The 23,370-nt window shown below is 59.5% G+C and carries 23 protein-coding genes and 1 riboswitch; of the genes, 11 read left to right on the forward strand and 12 right to left on the reverse strand.

Translation table 11 applies throughout. From position 1 onward, the window contains the following. Positions 1-2: 2 nt before the first annotated feature. Positions 3-1,061, reverse strand: coding sequence for a nicotinate-nucleotide--dimethylbenzimidazole phosphoribosyltransferase (cobT, locus tag MARHY_RS01025; RefSeq protein WP_014420184.1), 1,059 nt, complete (start codon positions 1,059-1,061; stop codon positions 3-5). A 126-nt stretch (positions 1,062-1,187) separates the two neighbouring features. Here cobT and cbiB point away from each other — a divergent pair, with 126 nt between their 5' ends. The 10 genes from cbiB (at position 1,188) to bluB (ending at position 12,362) form a co-directional block, all read left to right on the forward strand. Continuing rightward, the gene (cbiB, locus tag MARHY_RS01030) at positions 1,188-2,135 is read left to right on the forward strand and encodes an adenosylcobinamide-phosphate synthase CbiB (protein ID WP_228703068.1); all 948 of its coding nucleotides are present in this window, start codon (positions 1,188-1,190) and stop codon (positions 2,133-2,135) included. Beyond that, positions 2,132-3,196, forward strand: coding sequence for a threonine-phosphate decarboxylase CobD (gene cobD, locus MARHY_RS01035; RefSeq protein WP_114434348.1), 1,065 nt, complete (start codon positions 2,132-2,134; stop codon positions 3,194-3,196). The genes cbiB and cobD overlap by 4 nt, the downstream gene beginning before the upstream one ends. Positions 3,197-3,230: 34 nt before the next feature. Then, a riboswitch (cobalamin riboswitch) is annotated at positions 3,231-3,427 on the forward strand. A 157-nt stretch (positions 3,428-3,584) separates the two neighbouring features. Next, a complete protein-coding gene (locus tag MARHY_RS01040; protein ID WP_041654453.1) occupies positions 3,585-5,393 on the forward strand; it encodes a TonB-dependent receptor domain-containing protein in 1,809 nt (602 codons plus the stop codon). Between the two features lie 26 nt (positions 5,394-5,419). Continuing rightward, positions 5,420-6,310 carry a cobalamin-binding protein gene (locus MARHY_RS01045; RefSeq protein ID WP_014420189.1) on the forward strand — a complete coding sequence of 297 codons (891 nt, stop codon included), beginning with the start codon at positions 5,420-5,422 and terminating at the stop codon, positions 6,308-6,310. 69 nt (positions 6,311-6,379) lie between these two features. Then, entirely contained in the window at positions 6,380-7,294 is a 915-nt protein-coding gene (locus tag MARHY_RS01050) for a FecCD family ABC transporter permease (RefSeq protein WP_050999037.1), read from the forward strand. Then, positions 7,294-8,088, forward strand: coding sequence for an ABC transporter ATP-binding protein (locus tag MARHY_RS01055; RefSeq protein WP_014420191.1), 795 nt, complete (start codon positions 7,294-7,296; stop codon positions 8,086-8,088). The genes MARHY_RS01050 and MARHY_RS01055 overlap by 1 nt, the downstream gene beginning before the upstream one ends. Positions 8,089-8,240: 152 nt before the next feature. Further along, positions 8,241-9,548 carry a cobyrinic acid a,c-diamide synthase CobB gene (locus tag MARHY_RS01060; RefSeq protein WP_014420192.1) on the forward strand — a complete coding sequence of 436 codons (1,308 nt, stop codon included), beginning with the start codon at positions 8,241-8,243 and terminating at the stop codon, positions 9,546-9,548. Positions 9,549-9,582: 34 nt separating this feature from the next. Continuing rightward, entirely contained in the window at positions 9,583-10,194 is a 612-nt protein-coding gene (gene cobO, locus MARHY_RS01065) for a cob(I)yrinic acid a,c-diamide adenosyltransferase (protein WP_041654454.1), read from the forward strand. Then, positions 10,195-11,664, forward strand: coding sequence for a cobyric acid synthase (locus MARHY_RS01070; protein WP_014420194.1), 1,470 nt, complete (start codon positions 10,195-10,197; stop codon positions 11,662-11,664). Continuing rightward, positions 11,661-12,362, forward strand: a complete 702-nt coding sequence (gene bluB / locus MARHY_RS01075; protein ID WP_014420195.1) for a 5,6-dimethylbenzimidazole synthase — start codon at positions 11,661-11,663, stop codon at positions 12,360-12,362. Before MARHY_RS01070 ends, bluB begins: the two co-directional genes overlap by 4 nt. Positions 12,363-12,376: 14 nt before the next feature. Here the strand turns inward: bluB and MARHY_RS01080 are convergent, their stop codons facing one another. Both MARHY_RS01080 and MARHY_RS01085 read right to left on the reverse strand, forming a co-directional pair. After that, complete coding sequence (locus MARHY_RS01080) at positions 12,377-12,796, reverse strand: hypothetical protein (RefSeq protein ID WP_014420196.1); 420 nt, start codon at positions 12,794-12,796, stop codon at positions 12,377-12,379. Between the two features lie 15 nt (positions 12,797-12,811). Continuing rightward, the gene (locus MARHY_RS01085) at positions 12,812-13,390 is read right to left on the reverse strand and encodes a nucleotidyltransferase domain-containing protein (protein ID WP_014420197.1); all 579 of its coding nucleotides are present in this window, start codon (positions 13,388-13,390) and stop codon (positions 12,812-12,814) included. 114 nt (positions 13,391-13,504) lie between these two features. Here MARHY_RS01085 and MARHY_RS01090 point away from each other — a divergent pair, with 114 nt between their 5' ends. Then, complete coding sequence (locus MARHY_RS01090; RefSeq protein ID WP_041654455.1) at positions 13,505-14,173, forward strand: DNA-3-methyladenine glycosylase I; 669 nt, start codon at positions 13,505-13,507, stop codon at positions 14,171-14,173. A gap of 13 nt (positions 14,174-14,186) precedes the next feature. Here the strand turns inward: MARHY_RS01090 and cobS are convergent, their stop codons facing one another. From cobS to MARHY_RS01135, 9 genes are all read right to left on the reverse strand, one after another. After that, positions 14,187-14,948: an adenosylcobinamide-GDP ribazoletransferase gene (gene cobS, locus MARHY_RS01095; RefSeq protein ID WP_014420199.1), complete on the reverse strand. Its 762-nt coding sequence runs from the start codon at positions 14,946-14,948 to the stop codon at positions 14,187-14,189. 75 nt (positions 14,949-15,023) lie between these two features. Next, the gene (locus tag MARHY_RS01100) at positions 15,024-16,772 is read right to left on the reverse strand and encodes an ArnT family glycosyltransferase (RefSeq protein WP_014420200.1); all 1,749 of its coding nucleotides are present in this window, start codon (positions 16,770-16,772) and stop codon (positions 15,024-15,026) included. A gap of 9 nt (positions 16,773-16,781) precedes the next feature. Further along, on the reverse strand, positions 16,782-17,450 hold the full coding sequence (locus MARHY_RS01105; protein ID WP_014420201.1) for a TVP38/TMEM64 family protein: 669 nt from the start codon (positions 17,448-17,450) through the stop codon (positions 16,782-16,784). 1 nt (position 17,451) lies between these two features. After that, complete coding sequence (locus tag MARHY_RS01110; protein WP_031211751.1) at positions 17,452-18,219, reverse strand: glycosyltransferase family 2 protein; 768 nt, start codon at positions 18,217-18,219, stop codon at positions 17,452-17,454. Positions 18,220-18,306: 87 nt separating this feature from the next. Further along, the gene (locus MARHY_RS01115) at positions 18,307-19,719 is read right to left on the reverse strand and encodes an ATP-binding protein (protein WP_014420203.1); all 1,413 of its coding nucleotides are present in this window, start codon (positions 19,717-19,719) and stop codon (positions 18,307-18,309) included. Further along, on the reverse strand, positions 19,716-20,399 hold the full coding sequence (locus MARHY_RS01120; RefSeq protein ID WP_011783840.1) for a response regulator transcription factor: 684 nt from the start codon (positions 20,397-20,399) through the stop codon (positions 19,716-19,718). The genes MARHY_RS01115 and MARHY_RS01120 overlap by 4 nt, the downstream gene beginning before the upstream one ends. A 25-nt stretch (positions 20,400-20,424) precedes the next feature. Continuing rightward, on the reverse strand, positions 20,425-21,972 hold the full coding sequence (locus MARHY_RS01125; RefSeq protein ID WP_014420204.1) for an ArnT family glycosyltransferase: 1,548 nt from the start codon (positions 21,970-21,972) through the stop codon (positions 20,425-20,427). Beyond that, complete coding sequence (locus MARHY_RS01130) at positions 21,956-22,963, reverse strand: glycosyltransferase family 2 protein (protein WP_036149969.1); 1,008 nt, start codon at positions 22,961-22,963, stop codon at positions 21,956-21,958. The genes MARHY_RS01125 and MARHY_RS01130 overlap by 17 nt, the downstream gene beginning before the upstream one ends. Continuing rightward, a complete protein-coding gene (locus MARHY_RS01135; protein ID WP_011783843.1) occupies positions 22,935-23,342 on the reverse strand; it encodes a GtrA family protein in 408 nt (135 codons plus the stop codon). Before MARHY_RS01135 ends, MARHY_RS01130 begins: the two co-directional genes overlap by 29 nt. Positions 23,343-23,370: the final 28 nt, after the last annotated feature.

Consider the following 23,370-nt stretch of genomic DNA (forward strand, 5'->3'; position numbering starts at 1 on the left):
GGCTATTCTTCCGCTTTGCCACTGACGCCAGCGTCGGTAAAACTGGCCATCCGGTTATGCAGCGCGCAGGCGGCGCGTAACAGGGGAACGGCAACGGCGGCGCCACTGCCTTCGCCCAGGCGCATGCCAAGATCCAGAAGCGGCGAGGCATCAAGTGCCTCCAGCACGGCACTGTGGCCGGGTTCGGCTGACCGATGTGCAAACAGAAGCCACTCGCGCGCAGCCGGTTGTTGATGCACGGCCACCAGTGCAGCGACTGAGACAATAAAACCGTCCACCAGAACCGGGATCCGGCGCGCGGCGCAGCCCAGGATGGCGCCGGTCAGTGCGGCTATTTCGAAGCCTCCCAGAGAGGCCAGTACCATCAGCGGATCACGGTCGGGACCATGCCGTTGCAACGCGTTTTCAACCACCCTCGCCTTGCGGGCAACGCCCTCGGAGTTCAGCCCTGTGCCCGGGCCAACGAGGGTGGTGGGCTGCTGCCCCAGCAGGGCACAGGCCAGTGCTGCAGCACTGGTTGTGTTGCTTATGCCCATGTCGCCACCAATAAACAGGCGGCAGCCAACGTTTGCGGCACGCCTGGCGGCTTCGTCGCCACTGGATAGCGCGGATTCAACCTGGCGCGAGGACATGGCCGGTGATTCTGCCATGTTGGCCGTGGAAGGCGCGATAATCTGATCTATGACGCCGGGTAACTCCGGTACTTCACCAACGGTACCCAGGTTGACCACTTCCAGACTGGCACCGAGTTCCTTGGCCATCACGCTGATGGCGGCGCCGCCGCTTGCAAAATTGGCGATCATCTGGGCGGTGACAGCCTGAGGAAATGCGGAAACGCCTTCAGCGCAAACGCCGTGATCGCCGGCAAACACCACCATTCGCACCGGATCAACGCTGGGTCTGTCGGTGCCGTGCAGGCCCGCCAGACTGATGGCGAGCTGTTCCAGCTGCCCGAGAGAGCCGGGTGGCTTTGTGAGCACCTGCTGACGCTCGGCGGCAAGCGCTGTGTGCTGAACCGAGGGCCGTGGGGGAGACGTGAGCCAGCTGTCGGGCAGTGCCATGGCGATGGGTCCTTGTGGGCGGAAAACCGAGGATGGTCTAACCGGGAGGCAAGGCTGTCAAGTTTCGTGACCGGTCGGTTAGACTTGCCGGCAATTGAATCAGGGAGACCGGCTTTGGATACGTTTGTGGTTGCAGTGCTGGTGTGCGGTGCGGCGGTTTTGTTGGACTGGTTGATGGGTGAGCCCCGTCGGTGGCACCCGCTGGTGGGCTTCGGTCGGTGGGCATCCCTGTTGGAGCAACGCCTGAATGATCAGCAGACTTTCCCGGCGCACAGCCTCTTGCTGGGGGTGCTGGCGACCCTGGTAGCGGTCATGCCAGCCGTCGTACTGGCAATTTTTCTGCAATTCCTGCTGGAGGGCTGGCTGTGGCTGCTCACTCAGGTGGCCGGTGTCTGGCTTGCCATTTCATTAAGGGGGCTGGCGGAACATGGCCGGGCGGTGTCGACTGCGTTGGCGTGCGGGGATGGTGCCAGGGCCCGGCTGGCGGTTGGCCGAATTGTCAGTCGGGATGCTGCAGCGTTGAGTGACGAAGGCGTTGCCGCCGCGGCCTCGGAATCCATGCTGGAAAACGGTGCGGATGCGGTGTTTTCAAGCGTGTTCTGGTATCTGGTCGCTGGCTTGCCCGGACTGGTTTTGCACCGGCTGGTAAACACGCTGGATGCCATGTGGGGCTACCGGACGCCACGATATCTGTATTTCGGACGCTGCGCCGCCAGGCTCGATGATGCTATGAACTGGGTGCCTGCCCGGCTAACTGCCTTGACCTATGCGTTGCTGGGCAATACCCGGCAGGCCGTGAAATGCTGGCGTGAACAGTCCGGGACCTGGGACAGTCCGAACGCCGGCCCGGTGATGGCAGCAGGAGCGGGCGCGCTCGGTGTCACTCTGGGCGGCCCGGCGCCGTATTCCGATGGCGTGAAGCAGCGACCGCTGCTGGGCCGTGGGCAAGGCGCCACGGCGCAAACCGTGGAGGGCGCGATTTCCCTGGTTCAGCGCGGCGTGATGTTGTGGCTGTTGGTGTTGTTGGCTTTGGCCGCAAGTCTGAATGCGTTCTGGCCGGGAGGTATCGGGTGACAGCGTTCGATGGTGCTGATTTGCCGGAGCATGGCGGCCGCCTGAGGGCCGCGGCTCAGCGCTGGGGCATTCCTCCGGAACAATGGCTGGATCTCTCCACCGGTATTAATCCTGTGCCCTGGCCGGTTCCGGCAATTCCGGCGGAGGTATGGCAACGGCTGCCGGAGCCGGAGGATGGGCTGGAAGAGATTATCCGTATCTGGGCCGGGGCACCGGAGTGTGCCTGCTGCCTGCCTGTGGCAGGCTCCCAGGCGGCGATCATGGCCCTGCCAGCGATTCGTGCCCGTAAGCATGGTTTCGGTCGGGTGGCCGTGCCCATGCCCGGTTATCGTGAGCATGGTCATGCCTGGCGGCGAGCGGGTTTCGACGTGGTGGCGATTCCTGAACAGGCGACTATGCAAGCGGAGCTGGCGTGGCTGGATTCTGTGGATGTGGTGGTCTGGATACAGCCGAATAATCCGACCGGGAAGCTGATGGATCCTGTCCGTTTACGGTTTTGGCACGAGCGGCTGCACGAGCGTGATGGCTGGCTGGTGCTGGATCAGGCGTTTATTGAGGGCGAGCCGGGCTTCGGCCTGGACCCGTGGGCGGGCGCTCCGGGGCTGATCGTGTTGCGCTCACTGGGCAAGTTTTTCGGGCTGGCCGGTCTCCGTGCCGGCGCGGTCCTGGCCGACCCTGGTCTGGCGCGCGAGATGTCGAACGAACTTGGTCCCTGGACGGTCAGCGGTCCGGCCCGGTACCTGATGGCCAGGGCGCTGCAGGATAGAGCCTGGCAGGTGGAGGCTCGTGCCAGCCTGCAAACGGCCAGGCTGCGCATGGACGGCCTGCTCAGACAATATGGGTTGTCGTCCCCCACCGGCACTCTGCTCTTCAGAACGGTTCAACATCCCCGCGCAGCGGACATTGCTGATCAGATGGCTTGCCGCGGCATTCTGGTCAGGCGTTTTGACGCACCCGTAGCCCTGCGCTTCGGTTTGCCGCCGGATGAAACCGGTTGGCAACGGCTGGAGGGTGCGTTGTCTGAATTAACATATCTCATTGACCACCCCCACCCTGGTTGATAGTCTTGCCCGCGATTTCAGGTGCTGTATGCATTTTGTCCAGGCTGGCGATAGTCCGGAGGAGTGCCTGCAGTGAAACGGGAAGCCGGTGACATTCCGGCGCTGCCCCCGCAACGGTAATCAGGTGAAAGGCAACCCAGTACGCCACTGTGCCAATGGCATGGGAAGGTGGTTGCCCCGGAGCACAGGCTCCGCCTGTAAGCCCGGAGACCGGCCTGAAAGGCGGAACCTTGGGTTCCGGACACCAGACGTTGCGGAGGGCGACGGCGGTGGGTGAACCTGGCTCGCATTTACTGACATGCCCTCCACCCCCGTCTGAGCAGTCTGTCTTCCTCCGCAGTTAATTGATCGACCGTACGGGTGCGTGCGGTGAAACGTGAGTGAAGCTATGAGTACTGCCAAAGCCCTTCCCGTCCTGATGTTGTTGCCACTGGCGTTGCCTGCTGTTGCCGCCGATGAAGCGTCGGATGAACGCAAGCTGGAACCGATTGTCGTTACCGCCACCCTTGGGCCTCTGACTGCGGGTGAAAGCCTGTCATCGGTCACGGTTATAGACGAAGAAACCATCCGCGAGCAAAGCCCCTCAGAATTCAGCCAGCTGCTGCGAGGACAACCCGGCATCAACGTGACCGGCAACGGTTCCTTCGGAAAAACCACCAGTGTCTACACCCGCGGCACGGCCAACGACTCCACGCTGCTGCTGGTTGATGGTGTGCGCCTGCGTTCGGCCACATCCGGTGGTCCCTCCTGGCAGTACTTTCCCGTTGAACTGATTGAGCGGGTGGAAATTGTCCGTGGCGCCCGGAGCTCACTTTACGGTTCCGATGCTGTCGGTGGCGTTGTGCAGGCTTTTACGCTGGACCCGGAAGACACGCCGGCAGGTTGGGTAGAAGCCGGTGCAGGCAGTTTCAACACTCAGAAAGGCAGTGCCGGTGTTGCTGCCCGCGCTGGAAATACCCGTTTCAGCCTGAGTGGTTTGCATAAAGAAACCGACGGTACAGCAGTGATCACCGATGGTGACGACCGGGGCTTCCGCAACACCGCCGGTATCGGACGTGTCGTCCATGAGCTGGACTCCGGCGGAGAAGCCAGCCTTGTGATGGTGCAAAGCGAGGGCAACACCGAATACGAAGGCGGCGAAATTGATTTCATGATTCGCACCATCGGCTTCGGGCTGGAAACCCCGGTGAGTGACTACTGGCGTCATTCACTTCAGTTCTCTGAATCCCGGGACGAAACCGACAACGTTACGCCCACATTCAATAGCACCTTCAATACCCGCTCACGGGCAGCGCGTTGGGACAATACCTTTACCTGGAATGTCCATGAGCTGGTGGTAGGGGCAGAGTTAATGACTGACGAAGTCAGCGGTACCACCAATTACGCTGAGACCAGCCGCACCAACACCGCCCTGTACAGCCAGTTGCGCCTGAACTTCGGCCCAACCGACCTTCAACTGAGTGTTCGCGGTGACGACAACGAAGCCTACGGCAAAAATGAAACCGGTGGCATTGCCCTTGGCCATGCTCTGGATCGATCCCACCGAGTACGGATCAGTTATGGTACGTCTTTCCGGGCGCCCACCTTCAACGATCTGTATTTTCCCGGAGCTAACCCGAACCTTGAGGCAGAAGAGTCCGGAACGGTGGAGTTGGGTGCCAGTGGCCACTATCAAACCTGGTTCTGGGATGCAGCGCTGTTCCAGCTTGATGTGGACAACCTGATTGCCTGGAGCCCGACCCCCAGTGGCTTGTGGACGCCAATGAACGTCAATGAAGCCCGAATCCGTGGTGCCGAGTTCAGCGCTGGTTTTGAGCGGGATGGTTGGCGCGGTGATGCGGCTCTGACGCTGCTGGACCCGGAAGACCGGGAAACCGGAAACCGACTCCAGCGCCGGAGTGGCAAAACCCTGCGTCTTGACCTGAGTAAGCGCGTTGGTACCTGGGACTTCGGTGGCACAGTGGTGGCCGAAGGTTATCGTTACGATGACCGTGCCAACGACGACAGACTGCCCGGTTTTGCTACTCTGGACTTGCGGGCGGGCTGGCGCTTTGCCCCTGACTGGTCAACCCGGCTGACGCTGGCTAACGTGCTGGACAAGGAATATAGCACCGCTCGTTATGATCGGCAGAATGACCTGGACTATATTGCAGCCGGCCGCACTGCCATGCTGACCGTGCGTTACGATATCCGATAAAAACCGTTAAACCGGGGGAGGCCTCTGTGGCAGATCTGAAGGCAATGGCTGTGATTCTGGGCGGGATGCTGCTGGCATTCCCCGCCCTGGCATCGCCGGTCTGTGCCACGGATGATCTGGGTAAAGAGATTTGCCTTGAGCAACCGGCACAACGGATTGCCGCGCTTTCCCCCGGGGCTACCGAGCTGGCCTGGGCTGCAGGCGCCGGCGATCAGGTGGTTGCGGTGGTCGCCTACAGTGACTACCCCCCGGCCGCCAAAGAAGTCACTTCGGTTGGCAGCCACACCCGCATGGACATGGAGCGCCTGTTGGAACTGCAGCCGGATCTGGTGATTGGCTGGGTAACCGGTAACCCGACCGAGCAGTTGGCGACACTCAGAGAAATGGGTGTGCCTGTGTTCTCCATCGAGCCCCGCAGTTTTGAGGCTGTGTCTCACACCATTGAACGTCTCTCTATCTTGGCCGGTACCGACGCCGCGGGTTTTGCCGAGGCGGACCGATTTCGCAAAGGCATTACAGATCTGCGAGCCAGGTTTACCGATGCCGACCCGGTACCGGTGTTCTATCAGGTGTGGGATGAGCCTTTGATGACGGTTAACGGTGACCATCTGATTGGTGAAATGATTGAGCTGTGTGGGGGTGACAACGTGTTTGGCCACCTGGAACGGTTGGTGCCCAGAATCAGTGCCGAGGCCGTTATTGCGGCCAATCCCGAAGCTATCCTGGCGGGCGGGATGGGGGAGGAAAACCGCCACTGGCTGACTCGATGGCAGTCATTCCCGAGCCTGACCGCCACAGAGCGGGACAACCTGTTTTTTATCCCGCCATCTCTGGTACAGCGACCAACACCGAGAATGCTCGAAGGTACGCGCCTGTTTTGTGAAAAACTGGAGGTGGCCCGTGACCGGCGACCTTAATGGAGCCCTGGCGTGATCCGGCCGATCACTTTGCCACTGTTGGTGCTGGCTCTGGCCGGCGTGCTGGCCATGGTGATCTCGGTCGGTGTTGGAAGCGTGGCGATATCCCCTGCGGATGTGCTGTCGGTGTTTCTGGGTGAAGGCTCGAACCTCCAGCGCACGCTGATCCTTGAACTCCGGCTACCCAGAACCTTGTCGGCCTTTGCCACCGGAGGTTTGCTGGCCGTGGCCGGAGCCCTGATGCAGGTATTGCTTCGTAACCCGCTTGCCGATCCCTATGTTCTGGGCCTGTCCGGCGGCGCCGCTGTTGGTGCGTTGTTGGCGATGCTGGCGGGGCTTGGCGGCGCGGTTATTTCCGGTTCTGCCTTTGCCGGTGCCCTGCTCGCGACCTTGATGGTGTTTGGGCTGGCCCATGGCACTGGCAGCTGGACGCCCTCCCGCCTGTTGCTGACCGGGGTGGTGGTGGCCGCTGGCTGGGGTGCGGTGATTACCCTGATGTTGGCGATCAGCCCGGCCCGGGAGTTGCCGGGCATGCTGTACTGGCTGATGGGCGATGTTTCTTACGCCCGGATACCATGGCCCGGACTGGGATTGTTGACTGTTGTTTGTGTTCTGGTGGTGCCACTGGGTCGGAGCCTGAATGTGTTGGCTCGGGGACCGATGCAGGCGGCGGCATTGGGTATTTCGGTGCGCCCGCTGGAATGGCTGATTTACATTCTCGCCAGCTTGCTCACCGCCACGGCGGTCACCATGGCGGGCAGCATAGGCTTTGTCGGCCTTGTGGTTCCACATATGCTCCGGTTGGTGTTGGGTAATGATCAGCGACTGATTCTGCCAGCCTGTGCCTTGGCCGGCGGTACCCTTCTGGTGCTGGCGGATACCCTGGCGCGGGTGGTGATCGCGCCGGAACAGCTACCGGTGGGTGTGATCACCGCGTTGCTGGGTGTTCCCACCTTCCTGTACCTGTTGTACCGGAGTCGCTGATGAACGCCATGCAGAGCCGCCACATGCAGACCCTGAGTACCCGGAACCTGGTGATTGATATTCCCGGCCGCGTCGATGGCTACCCGCTGGATTTAACGATCGGCTCCGGTCAGATCTGGGGCGTACTCGGCCCCAACGGTGCCGGCAAGACCACTCTGCTGCATACCCTTGCAGGCCTTCGTTCGCCCCGTGCCGGTGAGCTGTATCTCGAGGATGTGCCGGTATCCGGATTAAAGCGCCGTGCGTTCTCACAACAACTGGGCCTGGTGTTCCAGGACCGGCAGGACGGCTTTCCGGCAACGGTAATGGAAACGGCGCTGATCGGTCGCCATCCCTGGCTGTCTCCGTGGCAGATGGAAGGGGCAGACGATCTCGCTATGGCGGAAAGGGCACTTGAAGCACTGGATGTCCTGCATCTGAAAGACCGCCTGGTCAGCACCCTGTCTGGCGGCGAACGCCAGCGTGTGGCGATTGCCATCCTGATGACCCAGTCGCCTCATACCTGGTTGCTGGACGAACCGACGAATCACCTGGATCTGCATCACCAGGTGGCCGTCATGAAACTGCTCACCGACCGGGCGGCAGCAGGGAACGCGATTTTCATGTGCCTGCACGATCTGAATCTGGCTGCCCGCTGGTGTGATCATATTCTGCTGATGTACCCCAATGGCGAAGCTTGCTGGGGCCCGGCAGAAAGGATGCTGGTGCCGAACGCTCTGGAACGTTTGTACAACCAGCAACTGGCAACGGTGGAAGTGGATGGCGCGCCTTTTTTTGTGCCGAGACGAACCTGACCTCGAGCCTTGTGCAGCAACCGGTGGCGGGGTGTGCCTCCCGGGACACGCTGTAAATACGTCCCTGTACGCTCGACAAAAACATCCCTGTTTTTGACGGTCCCGGGAGGCACACCCCGCCACCGGTCGCCAAACTTATGGAGTTGGTTTGAATGATGGAAAATAAGGTCCCAGCGGCCATGATCACCGCCCCCGGCTCCGGCCAGGGCAAGTCCATGGTCACCGCCGCCCTGGCCCGACTGCACCGGAACGCCGGCCGTAACGTCCGGGTGTTCAAACACGGGCCGGACTACCTTGATCCCATGGTGCTGGAGGTAGCCTCCGGTAACCCGGTTTACCAGTTGCACCCCTGGATGACCGGCGAGGACGAGTGTCGGTGGCGGCTGGCCGAGGCCGCCCAGAGCGCGGACCTGATTCTGGTGGAGGGTTCCATGGGCTTGTTTGATGGCAGCCCCAGCAGCGGCGACCTGGCCAAACTGGCGGGTATTCCGGCCCTGCCCGTGATTGATGCCAAAGGTATGGCTCAGACCTTCGGCGCGGTTGCCCTCGGCTTGGCGAGCTTTGATTCCGAACTCCCTGTTCATCAGGTAATTGCCAACAAGATTGGCAGCCCCTACCACGGCGACCTGCTACGGGAGAGCCTGCCGGAAGGCATCAGCCTGCTGGGAGCGATACCCCGAAACGATGCCATGAACATTCCGGACCGGCACCTTGGTCTGGTCCAGGCGGCTGAAATGGACGACCTCAGTGATCGGCTGGATAAGGCTGCCGAAGTCATGATGTCAGCGGGCATGGATGTGCTGCCCAAGCCCGTGTCTTTTCATTTTGAGGCACCTTGCCGGCCAGAACTGCTGCTGGCGGGGCTCAGGATCGCGGTTGCCAGGGATGCGGCCTTCAGTTTTATCTATCGCGCCAACCTGGATCTGCTCACCGCCATGGGCGCTGAGCTGGTGTATTTTTCGCCCCTGACAGATTCGGAAGTACCGATGGCCGATGCACTCTGGCTACCGGGCGGCTACCCGGAACTGCATGCCGGCATCTTGGCGGAGAACCTCGCCATGCTGTCGTCGATTCGCACCTTCCACCAGGCCGGCAAGCCCATTCTGGCAGAGTGCGGTGGTCTGATGGCCTGTGCCGAAGAGCTGGCAGATAAAGACGGCAAAGTACATAGTCTGCTGGGCCTGGTGCCCGGGCGGGCGACCATGGCTAACCGACTGACCGCATTGGGTCTGCAAAGTCTGGAAACCCAGCTCGGCGGGTTGCGGGGCCACACCTATCACCATTCCAGTCTTGAGACCCCATGGCAACCTGCCGCCAGGGCTAAGAAACAGGCTGGCTCTGAAGGTGAGGCCGTGTATCGCGACCAGAAACTGGTGGCCAGCTATTTTCACGGATACTTCCCGTCAGCGCCTGCTTTGATTAGCGCGATCTTTCGCGGTGAGGAAGTCCGGTTTTCCTGAGCAACTCGAACGCCTTAACCCAAGGAGAGTCATCATGCGTGAACGCGCCAAAGACCCCGAACGCCACGCCAGGCGCATGGCAGCAAAACAGAAGATCATGCAGGAACGTATTGCCAGGGCCCAGAAAGAACAGGGCGTGTTGCTGGTGCTCACCGGCCCCGGCAAGGGCAAAAGCAGTTCCGGCTTTGGCATGGTGGCCCGGGCTCTGGGCCACGGTATGAAAGTGGGCATCGTCCAGTTTATCAAAGGCGCATTCAGCACCGGTGAGGAAGCGTTCTTCCGGCAGCTGCCGAACGTCACCTACCACGTCATGGGACAGGGCTACACCTGGGATACCCAGAACCGGGAACAGGATGTGAAGAGCGCAACCGATGCCTGGGAAGTTGCTGCAAGCATGCTGAGCGATGACAGCTATGACCTGGTACTGCTGGATGAACTGAATATCGCCCTGAAGTACGACTACATCGATCTGGATCGGGTGCTGGACGACCTGCAGGCCCGTCCGGAAATGCAGCATGTGGTGGTCACCGGTCGCGGGGCTCCGCAGGAACTGATTGACCTCGCTGATACGGTCACCGAGATGGGTGTGGTCAAACATGCCTTCAAGGATCAGGGCATCAAGGCCCAGAAGGGTGTGGAGCTGTAAATGCCCACCCTGATGGTGCAGGGCACCACCTCGGATGCTGGCAAAACCACGGTGGTGGCGGCGCTGTGTCGCTGGCTGGCCCGGCAGGGGGTCTCAGTCGCGCCATTCAAGCCCCAGAACATGGCCCTGAACAGTGCAGTCACCGTGGATGGCGGCGAGATTGGCCGTTCCACGGCGTTACAGGCGCTGGCCTGTGGCCTGGAACCCCACAGCGACATGAACCCGGTGTTGTTGAAACCCCAGAGCGATTGCGGCGCCCAGGTGATCTTGCGGGGCAAGGTCCATGGCAATATGGATGCCCTGGATTACCACGCCTACAAAGCTGAGGCGATCAACTCGGTGATGGCGAGTTGGCAGGCACTGAGTGCCCGCTACGACGTGATCATCGCTGAGGGCGCCGGCAGCCCGGCGGAAATCAACCTGCGGGCCAACGACATTGCCAACATGGGTTTTGCCGAAGCCGCCGATTGTCCGGTGTTGCTGGTAGGGGATATCGACAAGGGCGGTGTCTTCGCCCAGCTGGTGGGCACACTGGCGTTGCTTTCCGATAGTGAGCGGGACAGGACGGCGGGTTTTGTCATCAACCGGTTCCGGGGTGATATTGCGCTGTTGGAGCCCGGGCTGGACTGGCTGACGGAACACACGGGCAAGCCGGTGTTCGGCGTTTTGCCATACCTGCACGGGTTGGTGATCGACTCCGAAGACAGCGTCAGTGCCGCCGGCACCAGCGAGGCCGGCGCCCTGAAAGTGGTGGTGCCGGTATTGCCCCGGATCAGCAACCACAACGATTTTGATCCGTTGCGACTCCACCCGGGCGTTGACCTGGTGTTCGTGGGGCCGGATGAACCCATTCCGCCAGCCGATCTTGTTATCTTGCCCGGCAGCAAAAGCACTCGTCACGACCTGCAGTGGCTGAAACAGCAGGGCTGGCCGGAGGCCATCCAGAAACACCTGCGGTATGGCGGCAAGCTAATGGGTATCTGTGGGGGCTTCCAGATGCTGGGGCTTAAAGTGGAAGACCCGGAAGGGCTGGAAGGTGAAGTCGGCACTACGAAGGGCCTGGCCCTGTTCGAGATGGTTACCCGTATGGTGCCGGGCAAGCAGCTTCGAATGGTAAATGGCGGGCTGACCTCCCATATTGCCAGCACGGCGGTGACAGGCGCCCTGAAAGGCTATGAAATGCACAACGGTGTCACGGAAGGCGCGGCGCTGGTGCGCCCATTTGCAGAGCTGGAAGGCCGCCCGGATGGCGCCGTCAGTGCGGATGGCCAGGTGGCGGGTACCTATATCCACGGCGTCTTCGACGAGCCAGCCGCCTGCAAGGCCATTCTGGCCTGGGCAGGCCTTAAAACACAGGGCGAGCAGTCGGTGGACTACCAGCGTCACCGTCTGCAGCAGCTTGATCGCCTGGCCGATCAGGTGGATCAATGCCTGGACACAGACCGGTTAAGGAGACTTTTGCAGTTGTGAGTAACCCGAATGATCCCTTCAGCGATGCCCAGCGCGAAGGCTTGTACCGGGCCATCTTCGAGCGCCGGGATGTGCGCTCCCAGTTCCTGCCGGATGCCATTCCGGAGGAGGTTCTGGCGCGCATCCTGAGAGCTGCCCACCACGCCCCGTCGGTCGGCTTCATGCAGCCCTGGGATTTCATCGTGATCGACAGCCTGGCGGTGCGCGAGCAGGTGCTGGACAGTTTTAACGAGGAAAACGCAAAGGCCTCGGAAAACTACACCGGCGAGCGCCAGCAAACCTATCGGAGCCTGAAACTGCAGGGCATTCTGGAAAGCCCCATCAACCTCTGCATCACCTGTGATCGATCCCGCGGCGGCCCCAATGTCCTGGGGCGTAATTCCATTATGGAAATGGATCTGTTCAGCACCTGCCTGGCGGTGCAGAATCTCTGGCTGGCGGCACGGGCCGAGGGCATTGGCGTGGGCTGGGTGAGCATCCTGGATCAGGATGTACTGTCGAATATCCTGCAGTTGCCGGATCATGTATACCCACTGGCCTATCTCTGCCTGGGCTATGTCAGTGAATTCCTGGAGCAACCGGAATTACAGTCCAAAGGCTGGCGTTCCCGGCTGCCGCTGGAAGATCTGGTACATGGTAATACCTGGGGTGGCGCCCTTGATCAGGAGTCCCTGCTGGCCCGGTTAAAGCAGGTCTGACATCGCGGTAGACGTCAGTTTCCTATTGGCGGCAGATCCCTCACCAGTGATTGCAGCTCGCGAGTGATCGCAATCAGCTCCTTCAGCAATTGGGGGTTCACGTCCATGTAACCCTCGTATTCGGCCAGATTGCGGGCCGAATGACACTTGTCCAACACGCGCCATTTGGCATTGGGTAAGCCAATGGTGTGTTGCAGGCACTGGAAGACAATATAACGGCTTTCGGAACGATACCCGTGCCATCTCAGGGCGGCGAGCGATAATGCGTGGGCGGCGCCATAAGCCAGAGAGAACTGGCTGTCCTCAGACAATCCCTCAATGCAGGCGTCCCGGAGCTTGGTGTCGGCAGCCTTGAGCATGCCTTCGAACTCCCGGGCATCAGGTGGTTCTGCCTTGAGTCGTCGGATCCTGACCAGATTATCGAGTGCTTCCATGCAATGTGTCCTGTCTCAGTGGCTGAAGCGGAGGTCGAGGCGGGGTTGGTCCAGCACCCGGGTGACAAAACTCTGATTGTCTTTGATACGCTGCTCGAACTCGGCGGGAGAGTATAACGTGGGATTGATGGTTCGTTGTAATTGTTGTTCGGCGGGGGCCAGCAGTTCCATAACCTCGCTGTAACTGAGATCGTGGCCGATCAGCATGACATCGACATCGCTGCCCGCATGGGCATCCCCTTTTGCCACGGAACCGTAGATAAAGGCTTGTTCGAGAGTATCCGCCAGTGGCGTCAGGGCATTCCGGAGCACATCGGAAATACCAAAGGTTTTCTGGACGATGTGTTTCAGCTCATCGAAGATTGGGTTGTCCGGGTTGGCCTGGTAGTGGTTCTGGTTGCCTTGGCGGGTCATGACGACCAGACCGGAATCGGTCAGTTTGGCCAGCTCCCGGACAACGGTGCCGCGCCCTATATTTGCTAGCCGTACCAGTTCATTCAGGTACAGGCTCTGGTCTGGATGGCCGTAGATAAGCGATAGCAGGCGCTGTTGGGTTTTGGTAAACAGTGCGTCACCGATACTGGTTCCGGGCATGGTCAGGTCGCATCTCATGAGTCTCAATATGGGTACTTTAGTACCTGATTTGGGTATTTTCAATCCCATATTGGGCGCTTTAAGTCCCAATTTGGGGATCTCTGTGGAGGGTCTATGAAGTTTTCTGTGTTTTATCAGCAGGCCTTGGCCCGGAAGGGTGGCGAGCAGGCCCTGAAATCCCTGTTGCCTCCGGTTACCGAAAAACATCGTCTGGCGGAGATCGGCGACGACCGTTACCTGTCCGAGATCACCCGATGCATTTTCAAGGCTGGTTTTGTCTGGCGGGTAATCGAGAACAAGTGGCCGGATTTTGAGGCGGCCTTCGAAGGGTTTGTGCCCGCCTACTGGCAGCAGGTGCCGCCAGAAGTGCTCGAGCAGCTGGCTACAGACGAGCGTATCGTTCGCAACATGCAGAAGATCCGGACCGTGCCGGAAAATGCCCGGATGATCATGGATGTGGCGAAAGACCATGGCAGCTTTGGTCAGTTTCTGGCCCAGTGGCCGTCGACCGATCAGGTGGGGCTGCTGCTCTACCTGAAGCGTAACGGTGAGCGTCTGGGGGGGAACTCAGCCCAGTACTTCCTGCGCCGGGTGGGTTGGGATGGTTTTATCCTGTCCCACGATGTGGTTACCGCCCTGACCCGGGCCGGAATACTGGATGCCTCACCGGCCAGCAAGAAAGGCATGAGCCAGGCCCAGGAGGCGTTCAACCGTTGGCACGAAGAGACGGAAATGCCCATCAGCCACCTGTCCCGGATAGTGTCCTTCACGGTGGATAACTGACGATGCCCCCACGTTAGAGAAACAGCAACAGCGCCAGTTCACTGAACACGACAGCTGCGCCCAGGGTGTCGCCGGTGTAGCCGCCAAGCTGGCTACGAAGATAGCTGCCCCAGAACACAGCAACCAGCAGGACGGCCGTTATGGCTGCGGGAATCAGTAACGGCTGCCAGAGTGATAATCCGGCTGCCAGCAACAACACAAACCCCGCGGCCGCCAGCAAACGGCTGCGGGAGAAACCGTCTGCCACCGGCTTGGATTTACTCTTGTCGGGGTCAGTGACGTACGGCAGGCAGGCCATCAATATCAGTGGTGTCAGCCGGGAAACCGCAGGTGCCACCAGCAACGCAAGCCAGATCAATTCAGCCTCAGCCAGCAGAGCTACTTTCAGCAGCAAGGCCATCACCAGTGCCACCGTGCCATAGGTTCCGATCCGGCTGTCTTTCATGATCTCCAGACGTTTTTCCACGGTATAGCCGCCGCCGAGAGCATCCACACTGTCGGCCAGGCCATCTTCGTGGAAGGCCCCGGTGATAAACAGGTGCAGAATAACCACCAGGATAATGGCCGCCAGCGGGCTGGCCACCAGTGAGAACAGAAAATAGGCGGCGCAATAGCCAAGGCCGAGCAGAAGGCCCACCAGGGGAAAATAGACGCTGCTCTGGTTCATCAGGCGCTGGGAGTAATCAATCCGGACGAGCATGGGGATACGAGTCAGGAATCCCAGTGCCAGCCAGAAAGCCTGCCATTCTTGTGCAATCCGCGAGCGAGGGAGCAAGGGCGCCTCCTTGAGAATTCAAAAGCGCCCATTGTACGTGAGACCAGCAAAGTTTGCGGCGTTCTCAGAGTAGCATCAGTCCAGCCACTCCCCGGGGTTGTCGGTGGTAAAGCGTGTCACCTTGTCCGGGGGTTCACAGCTGTCCGTCATGTCCTGGTCGCTCAGCAGCACGTAGGTATCCCGGTGAGCAGTGCCCAGCGGTCGGGCACCCTGCTTATTGAAACAGCCAAGCTCTCCGTCTTCAGCCACCATTAAATAGCTATCCGGTGTCTCCCGCATCCAGAGCCATGCGTTGCGGCTTTCCTGTTCTGTGTCACTGAAGTAACTGAAATGGGTAAAGTCCCGCTTTGAAAACAGAATGAACTGTTCCCGGAAATTGATCATGCCAATCTGCCCGCCGGCAGGCACGAACTGCTCGGCTGCGGCGAGCACATTTCTGGGTGTGCGCAATGGCTCGAGAATCCGATAACCCCAGGTTGTGAACACCAGCCAACTCACCATCAGGGCAATGAACCAGCGCCCGAGTGCCCGACAGCGCCAGAACGCCATGAGACTTGCGACCCAGATAAACCCAAGGGTGAACAACAGGGTGCCGGCTTCGTGCAGTCGAGCCGGATCCTGGGTGTAGTCAGCGACCTTTTCCACCAGACGAGGGTGGTCATTCCAGGCTAGGACGCCCAGGATGATCAAGGCTGCACCAAGCAGCAGATGCAGAACACTGGTGACCGCCCCGAACCAGCGTGCCGGGTTTTGTCCACTCAATGCCGGGGCCAGGCTCAGGGCCAGTGCCGGCAAAGCCGGGAGCACATACACCCCGCGTTTGCCCGGGCTCAGGCTGAAAAACGCCACCACCAACACGACCCACGCCAGCAGAACCACCACGTCCAGCCTGTGTTTGAGAATCTCACGAATGGGCCGCAGCAGTGCCAGGAATAGCAGCGGCAGCGGAAACCACAGCGAGGGAATCACGCTGGCGAGGTAGTAATACCAGGGCTGAATGTGCCCCCAGGAATCGGCATAGCGCTCGCCGGTCTGTTTGAACAGAATGTTGTCGCGATAGGCCAGGGCCTCGTCGGTGCCCAGGTGACTGACGGCCAGCACCATCGGCACCAGCCAGGCTGCCACAACGGCCAGCATGACCAGGGGGCCGAGGGCGCAGCGCCAGCGGAGTGTGCCCTGAAACCGAGAAGTGTCCTGCAGTTTCAGGGCCAGTATCGGAATGAACAGCAAGGCGGGCAGAAAGCCAACCCCTTTGGTAATAATGCCAAGCCCCATAAAGGCCCAGGCCACGAAATACCAACGCCAGGACGGCTGCACGAAAAAATGCCGGATCAGACCGTAACAGGCCACCATGATCCAGCAGGCCACCATGGCATCAATCTGGGCTCGCTGGGCCTGAATCAGGAACTGGGGTGCCACCATCAGCAGCAGTGCGGCAATGGCGCCGGTGCGTTGGTTCCACAAGCGTGTGCCCAGATCGAACACCAGGCCCAGGGTTAGCAGGCTGCACAGGGCGTTCGGTAGCAGAAACGCGATTTTCAGGTTGCCGGTCAGCCAGTAGAAAAAGGCGATGGCCCACATGAACACCGGTGGTTTGTCCGGGTAGAGTTCGCCGCCCCGCATCGGCAGCAGCCATTGCCCGGAGGTCACCATTTCCCGGGCCACTTCGGCGAATCGCGGTTCGTCGGCGGGCCACGGAGAGCGTAACCCGATGCCGGTCAGAATCATGAGTGCCGCGAGGGCCAGTACCACCAGTAACAATCGGTTGTACGGCAGATTGAATAAGGTGTCGGGTAAACGCCGAAGACGGAAGTCGAGTGTCATAATCGCAACTCAGGAGGGGTCAGATACGGAATCAGCAAGGGTCTGATTGCGCTGGTTGTGATACAGGTAAGCGCCAATGGCACTTGCCAGCACGAACAGAACCGCGCTTACCACAAGCTGATCGAGACGGGCCTGACCAATCCCTGCGCCGGCCATTGCAAAGATCACCATCTGGGGCAGGTAGCCAAGAACGCTGCCCAACAAAAATGGGACGAATCGTATCCCGGAACACCCGGCGAGGAGATTGGTGACAAGATTGCTGCCTACCGGCAACAGCCTGATCATGAGTATTTTGAGCAGAGTGCCTTCCGTGAACAGCAGGTCAAAACGTTGCATGCGATCTGAAAAACGGTTCAGGAGTGATGTTCGCAAAAGCCAGCGTGCGACAAAAAAGCAGCCTGTCGCGCCAATGGCTGTAGCGATAGTCGATAGGATCGCACCCTGAATGCTGCCTGCGGCAAATCCCAGAACGAAAGCGAGGACCTGTCTGGGGGCTCCGAATCCAGTGAAAAGTGCACCGAGCAGCGTAATGGCTGAAAGTCCTGCCAGCCCATTACTGTTCAGGAAATCTGCCACGCGCTCCTGATCGGTCAGAAAACCGAACCAGTCCCCGCTCATGGTCAGATAGCCTGTTAATACCAGGATGGCGAAAGATAGCCAGCGCAGTCCCGAAGCCATATCAAGCCCGTTCCGTTGCCGGTCGACTGTTGTTCGGATCCTCTAGGTTTGCAATTTGAGGAACTCGTGTGCGGTGAAGTAACCACATAACGCCGATCATATCGACGATTCCGGCCCATGCACGGTTCCAGGCATTGTATTTGGAAATCCCGGCCATTCTTGGGCGATGATTGACCTCGACAATGGCGATTTCGCCTCCCGCGCCTTTCACCAGCGCGGGAATGAACCGATGGGCGTGATCGAACCACGGCAGTTTGAGAAAGGTCGATCGGGGAAACAGCTTCAGTCCACAGCCTGTATCGGGAACTCCATCATGTAGAAAGGCGTTGCGAATACGATTAGCCAGGCGTGATTGGAAACGTTTCCATGCTGTATCCTTCCGATTTCTGCGATAGCCGGCAATACAAAAGTCGGGATTGTGGAGTCTGTTCGCTTGTTGCAACAGTGCTGGAATATCGGCGGGGTCGTTTTGACCATCTCCGTCCATTGTCACAATCAGTTGGCCTGTGGCGCGAAGGATACCGGTCGCCAGTGCCCCGCTCTGTCCGATGCTCTGTTCATGTCGAACCGCCAATAGCCTGCCCCCCAAAGCCTCGGCAGTGCGACGAGCTGTTGCCAGTGTCTGGTCGGAACTGCCATCGTCCACGAGCACGACTTCAAAGCCCGGGTAATCCCTCATAACGTTGAAGGCCTCGGTCAGCAGCTTCGCGATGTTTTCCTGCTCGTTTTTTGCAGGAATGACCAGTGACAGAGTGCTGTGCTGAGACATTGAGATATTCTCCAAGATGTTAACCAAACCACGTTGCCGTGCGGTTTATGCCTTGGAGAATTATCAGCCTTGAAGCTTAACCGAATCTTAAGAGCGTTTCGTGAGCGCCGGGCATCGTGCTGGCAGCCATACTTGCACACAAAGCCCGGGTTGACCGTCTGCCCTGTCTGCCAGGATAAGATGGCCGCCATGGAGCTCGGCAATACGCCGAGCAATCGCCAGCCCCAGCCCTGCGCCTCCTCCTTTACGTTGATCCAGTCGCACAAACCGGCTGAGTGCGCGTTCACGCTCCTCCGCGGGAATTCCAGGACCCTGGTCACAAACCGAAATGGCGTAGCCGTCACCTGCGGGAACGAGATTGGTGGTGATTATGGTATGAGGCGGACTGTATTGGATGGCGTTGGCCAGCAAGGAGCGCATGAGGGTGTTAATCAGGGCACTATGGCAGCTAATCAGGGACTGACCTGTTTCGTCCTGGAGCACCGGCTCTATGTTTTTCTTTAGCGCCAGCGGTGCAACATCTGCGATGCTTTGTTCCAGAATGGCGGAAAGATTGTGATGCTCCGGCGGAAACTGAGCGCCGGAGTCCACCCGACTCAGTAACAGCATTTGTTCGACCAGATGAACCATTCGGTCTACGGCCTGGATAAGGTCTCCATATTGTTCGGGGTTGTCACCGTAAACTTTCTCCAGGTTCAGGCGCAGCGCGGCCAATGGGGTTCGCAGCTCATGTGCAGCATCAGCGGAGAAGCGGCGTTCACGTTCCAGAGCCTGATTCAGCCGTCTCAACAGGCCGTTGACTGCGTGCACCAATCCAGCTACTTCTTTCGGAGCCTGACGATCATCGAGGGGATGGATGTTCTCCGGCGCCATGTTCCGAACCGGTTTTTCGAGCTTTCTCAAAGGCTTGAAGCTCACCTGAATTGATGTTAGGACGGCTATGGCCAGTAGAGGCAACGCCAACAGAAAAGGCAGAACGTTGCCCAGCGCAATTTCCTGGCTCAGTTCATCCCGAACGTCCTCTCGCTGGGCGGTACGTATCCAGAACCCGGTCGATGGATCTCGCATGGTAAACGTTCGCCATTGATAGCCGGCGGCCTCCTGCCAGGCAAATCCTGGCTCAAGGCCCTGGGCATCGTTAGCCCGGAGCGTGTCCAGCACAGGTTGTTGATCAGGAGACCAGACTTCGAAAGCGATTTTGCGTTCGTATTTATGCCCGGCACCGTCGGGCAGAATTTCGTCCTCTTCTTCATCGCCCTGAAATAATGCGTCCGGCAATTCGAGAGTTTTCGACAGCGTAAAGGCTAACTGCTCGATAGACTGAGTGCTCGAGAGATGTTCCACCAGCCCCTGCACAATCCGGGTACTTTGTGCCAGCTCCGCATCGAACAGTTCGTCCAACTGGTGATTGCTGACATAGAACCCCCAGCCTGCCGCGATTAGAGTGATCATAAAAACAGTGCTGGTAATTAGCAGAATCAGCTTCCGTGTCAGGCTCATATTTCTTGGCCTTCCGAGGCTGCTTTGCTGTCCAGCATGTAGCCAACGCCGCGCACAGTGCGAATGGCCTGCTTACCCAGCCGCCGGCGCAGATGGTGAACGTGAACTTCCAGGGCGTTGCTCTCGGCACCCTGATCCCAGCCGTAAAGTTGTTCCTCCAAACGTCGTCTGGTTGCCACCTGATCAGGGTGCCGCATCAGATAGTGAAGGATCTGCAGTTCGCTACGGGGTAGCACGAACGTCTCTGTGCCTACCTGCAATTGCGCAGAGTCCGGATCAAGCACGAGTCGCCCCACCTTGAGTCCTGAGACTCGTGTGCCTGAGCGGCGGCGAGTAACAGCCCTTATCCGGGCTTTCAGTTCTGACATGGCAAAGGGCTTGGTCAGGTAATCGTCTGCCCCTGCATCCAGTCCCTGTAGTTTTTCGGTCAGTTCGCTCCGCGCAGTCAGGATGATGATGGGCAACTCTACGCCCTGCTCCCTCACCTGGCGGACAATGTCCAGGCCATCGACACGGGGTAACGTCAAGTCAAGAATGGCCAGGTCAAAGCTCTCGTTCAGTAAGGCGTTCAGAGCCTGTTGGCCATCATCGACCCAATCTACGGTATTCTGGTCGTCCCGGAGCATGCTCAACATGGTGTTGGCCAGGGGGTGGTCATCTTCGGTCAGAAGTATGCGCATTCTGTTACAGCCATCCGTTTGGTGTTCAACTCAAAGGTTGTTTGTGCTCTTCAGTGTAATTGAAAGCTGGCGGAGTGCGGCCGGAATCATTGCTCAACGCTGCACTCTTGGTTACCGGTTCCAGCAGAAACAGAATGTAACGCCGGTTTTGATCGACCGGATCGGCTATCTGCTCCAGTTGGTCGAGCAAGTCCCGCTGATCTTTATCCACCGCTACAGCGATGGGCAACGTTCGATTTCCATCAGCGAGTTCGCGCCTGAGGGCTTCCACCTCGATGCCATCAACTCTACCCGCGCTGTAAAACCGGGCAGAAAACGGAGGTTCGCCGGTATAAACAAGCCTCGCAGAGGGCTTGTCAGACAGATGACTGGCGGTCATCACCAGCTCCCGTTCCGTTCTCAGCAGCTCCGGATGAAGGCTCACCCAGCCGCTGGCAAGTGAGCCAAGCACGGGGATGAAAAGGGTGGCGGCCACTGAGGAACGCTTCAAGCGTCGGCCGATGTCTGGCATCAGTAGCCCGGAGCTGAGCGCGGCAACAAATGGCAGACCAGGCAGCACATAGGTCCAGAGTATGTTACCGGCCAGGGTAAAGAACACGGCCGGTGTCACCGCGGCCAGGACTACCAGCGCGCTGACATGTTGTTCGCCAGTATGCCATTGCTGCAGCTGGAAGGCGCCGCACCAGTGGTTGCGAAGCACGCCAGCCACCGCGACAAGCCCCCAGGGCATGCTGGCAAGCACAAGATAGAGCCAGATCGTGCCCCGGGGGAAATCATGGGCACTGCCGTAAAGGTCACCCTGCCAGCCGCTGACGACAAAGCGCTTGATGTGCTCACCGACAATGAAGTAATCCAGGAAACCCGGTGTCTTCAGCTCTGCCAGGACATACCAGGGCGCTGACATCAACAGGGTCAGGGCCAGCCCGCGCACCCAGGGCAAACTGTGCCAGAGGGTCTGCCAACGGTTGAAGGTGAGCGCCCAGAGGAACACCGGCAGGCCAGCAAGCACCAGAACCAGTGGTCCCTTGGCCAGCAGGCCAGTAGCCAGGCCGATGAAGAACAGCCAGCCCCAGAGCGGCGGCCCCCCCTGCAGGCGAATGATCAGGCTCACCAGTGTCAGGCTGGTGCCAAGGGCCAGGAATGAATCCGTCATTACCGTGCCGGCAGACAGAAAGCCCAATGCCGTAGTGGCGTAGATTAACGCAGCCCAGAGCCCTTGAGTTTTGGCTCCGTGGCCGAGCGGGTCGGGGTGCAGGTAGCGACGCAGGTTGTAGACCAGCCAGACGATGCCGACATTGGCCAGCCAGGAGGGCAGTCGGCCGGCGAATTCGCTGACGCCGAACAGCTTGAACGACAGTGCCTGAGTCCAGAACGACAGGGGCGGCTTGCCCCAGAAAGGCACACCAATATCGAACCAGGGGGTTATCCAGTCGCCGGTTTCCGCCATGATCCGCGCCATCTCCGCGTAGCGGGGCTCGGTGGTGTCCGCGAACGGCAACAAGGCAGACAGGCCGAGCCTGGCAGCAAGCACCGAGACCAGCAGCCACAGCAAGGTGTTACTGATTCTGGTCATGGCCGGCCACTCGCAGCATGGGTTGTATGTAAGTCATGGTCTCCTGACTATCTTCCGCCACGATAAAGACCGGGCGTTGCTTGGTTTCCATATAGATGCGCCCGATGTATTCCCCCAACAAGCCGACACACAGAAGCTGGACGCCGGACAGGAAGGTGATCATGGCAATCAGGGAGGCATAGCCCGGTGTTGAAATGCCGAAGGCCAGCGCCCGGATTACCTCCCAGAGGCCAACGGTGCCGCCTGCCCCCGCGGCCAGTAAGCCCAGCACAAGGGCCAGTCGCAGTGGTCGGGTCGAGAATGAGGTGATGCCCTCCATGGCCAGGTGTACGAGTTTCAGGTAGTTCCACTTGGTGCTGCCTGCGATTCGGGGGTCGCGATCGAATTCCAGGGTTACGGTGGGCATACCGACCCAGGCAAACATGCCCTTGAGGTAACGGTTGCGTTCCGGAAGCCGGTTCAGGGCCTCGACCGTGCGCCGGCTCATCAGCCGGAAGTCGCCGGTATCGACCGGAATCGGAGAATCGCTGATCCGATTGATCAGACGATAGAAAAGGCTGGCCGTGATGCGTTTAAGCCAGCTTTCGCCGGCCCGGGATCGGCGTTTCATCAGCACGACATCGGCCCCTTTGCGCCATTCGGCAAGCATGTCGGGAATCAGTTCGGGGGGATCCTGAAGGTCTGCATCCATAAGCACCACGGCCTCGCCGCGGGCGTGCTCCAGGCCGGCCGAGACTGCCGCCTCCTTGCCGAAGTTTCGGGACAACTGCAAGACACGGATTTCTGGCTGCCGTTGCCTGGCGGCCATCAGAATGGCGACCGAATCATCCCGACTGCCGTCGTCGACAAACAGCAGCTCAAAGCTGCCGTCGAGCTTTTGCCCGGTTGTCCAGAGTCGAGCCAGCAGGGCCGGGAGCACTTCAGCCTCGTTGTGGACCGGAATAACTATGCTCAGCATAGGTTCAGGGGAGCTTGAGCGTTGTTTTTTCATGGAAAACAAACCTCTTGGCAAAGAAGTAATTGGCAACCGTGACGAGTGCCGTGGCCAGGAACTGTGCTGACAGGACTTTGAGGCCAGCCAGGCTGAGAACGGAGAAGCTGAAAAGGTTCAGGGTCCAGCCCAGACTGGCTGCCGCCAGGTATCGCGGCATCGCGACTCGGTGCGGCAGGTTCGAGGCAAACGCGTACTGATGCTGGGCCACGTAGTTGAAAACCAGTCCGGCCGTGGCTCCGGTTGCTGTTGCTAGCCTGGGGTCAAGCCCGGCCTGAACCAGCAGGCCCATCATCAGCCAATGCAACAGCGTGGCCAGTCCGCCGGCTGCAAGAAAACGGGCAAGTCGGCGTTGAAAAAAATGGCGAGCTTTGGGCATAGGTGTTTGCGTCTGTGTCGATTGTTTT

It is taken from the genome of Marinobacter nauticus ATCC 49840 (assembly GCF_000284615.1).
In the GTDB taxonomy this organism is placed as follows: Bacteria; Pseudomonadota; Gammaproteobacteria; order Pseudomonadales; family Oleiphilaceae; genus Marinobacter; species Marinobacter nauticus.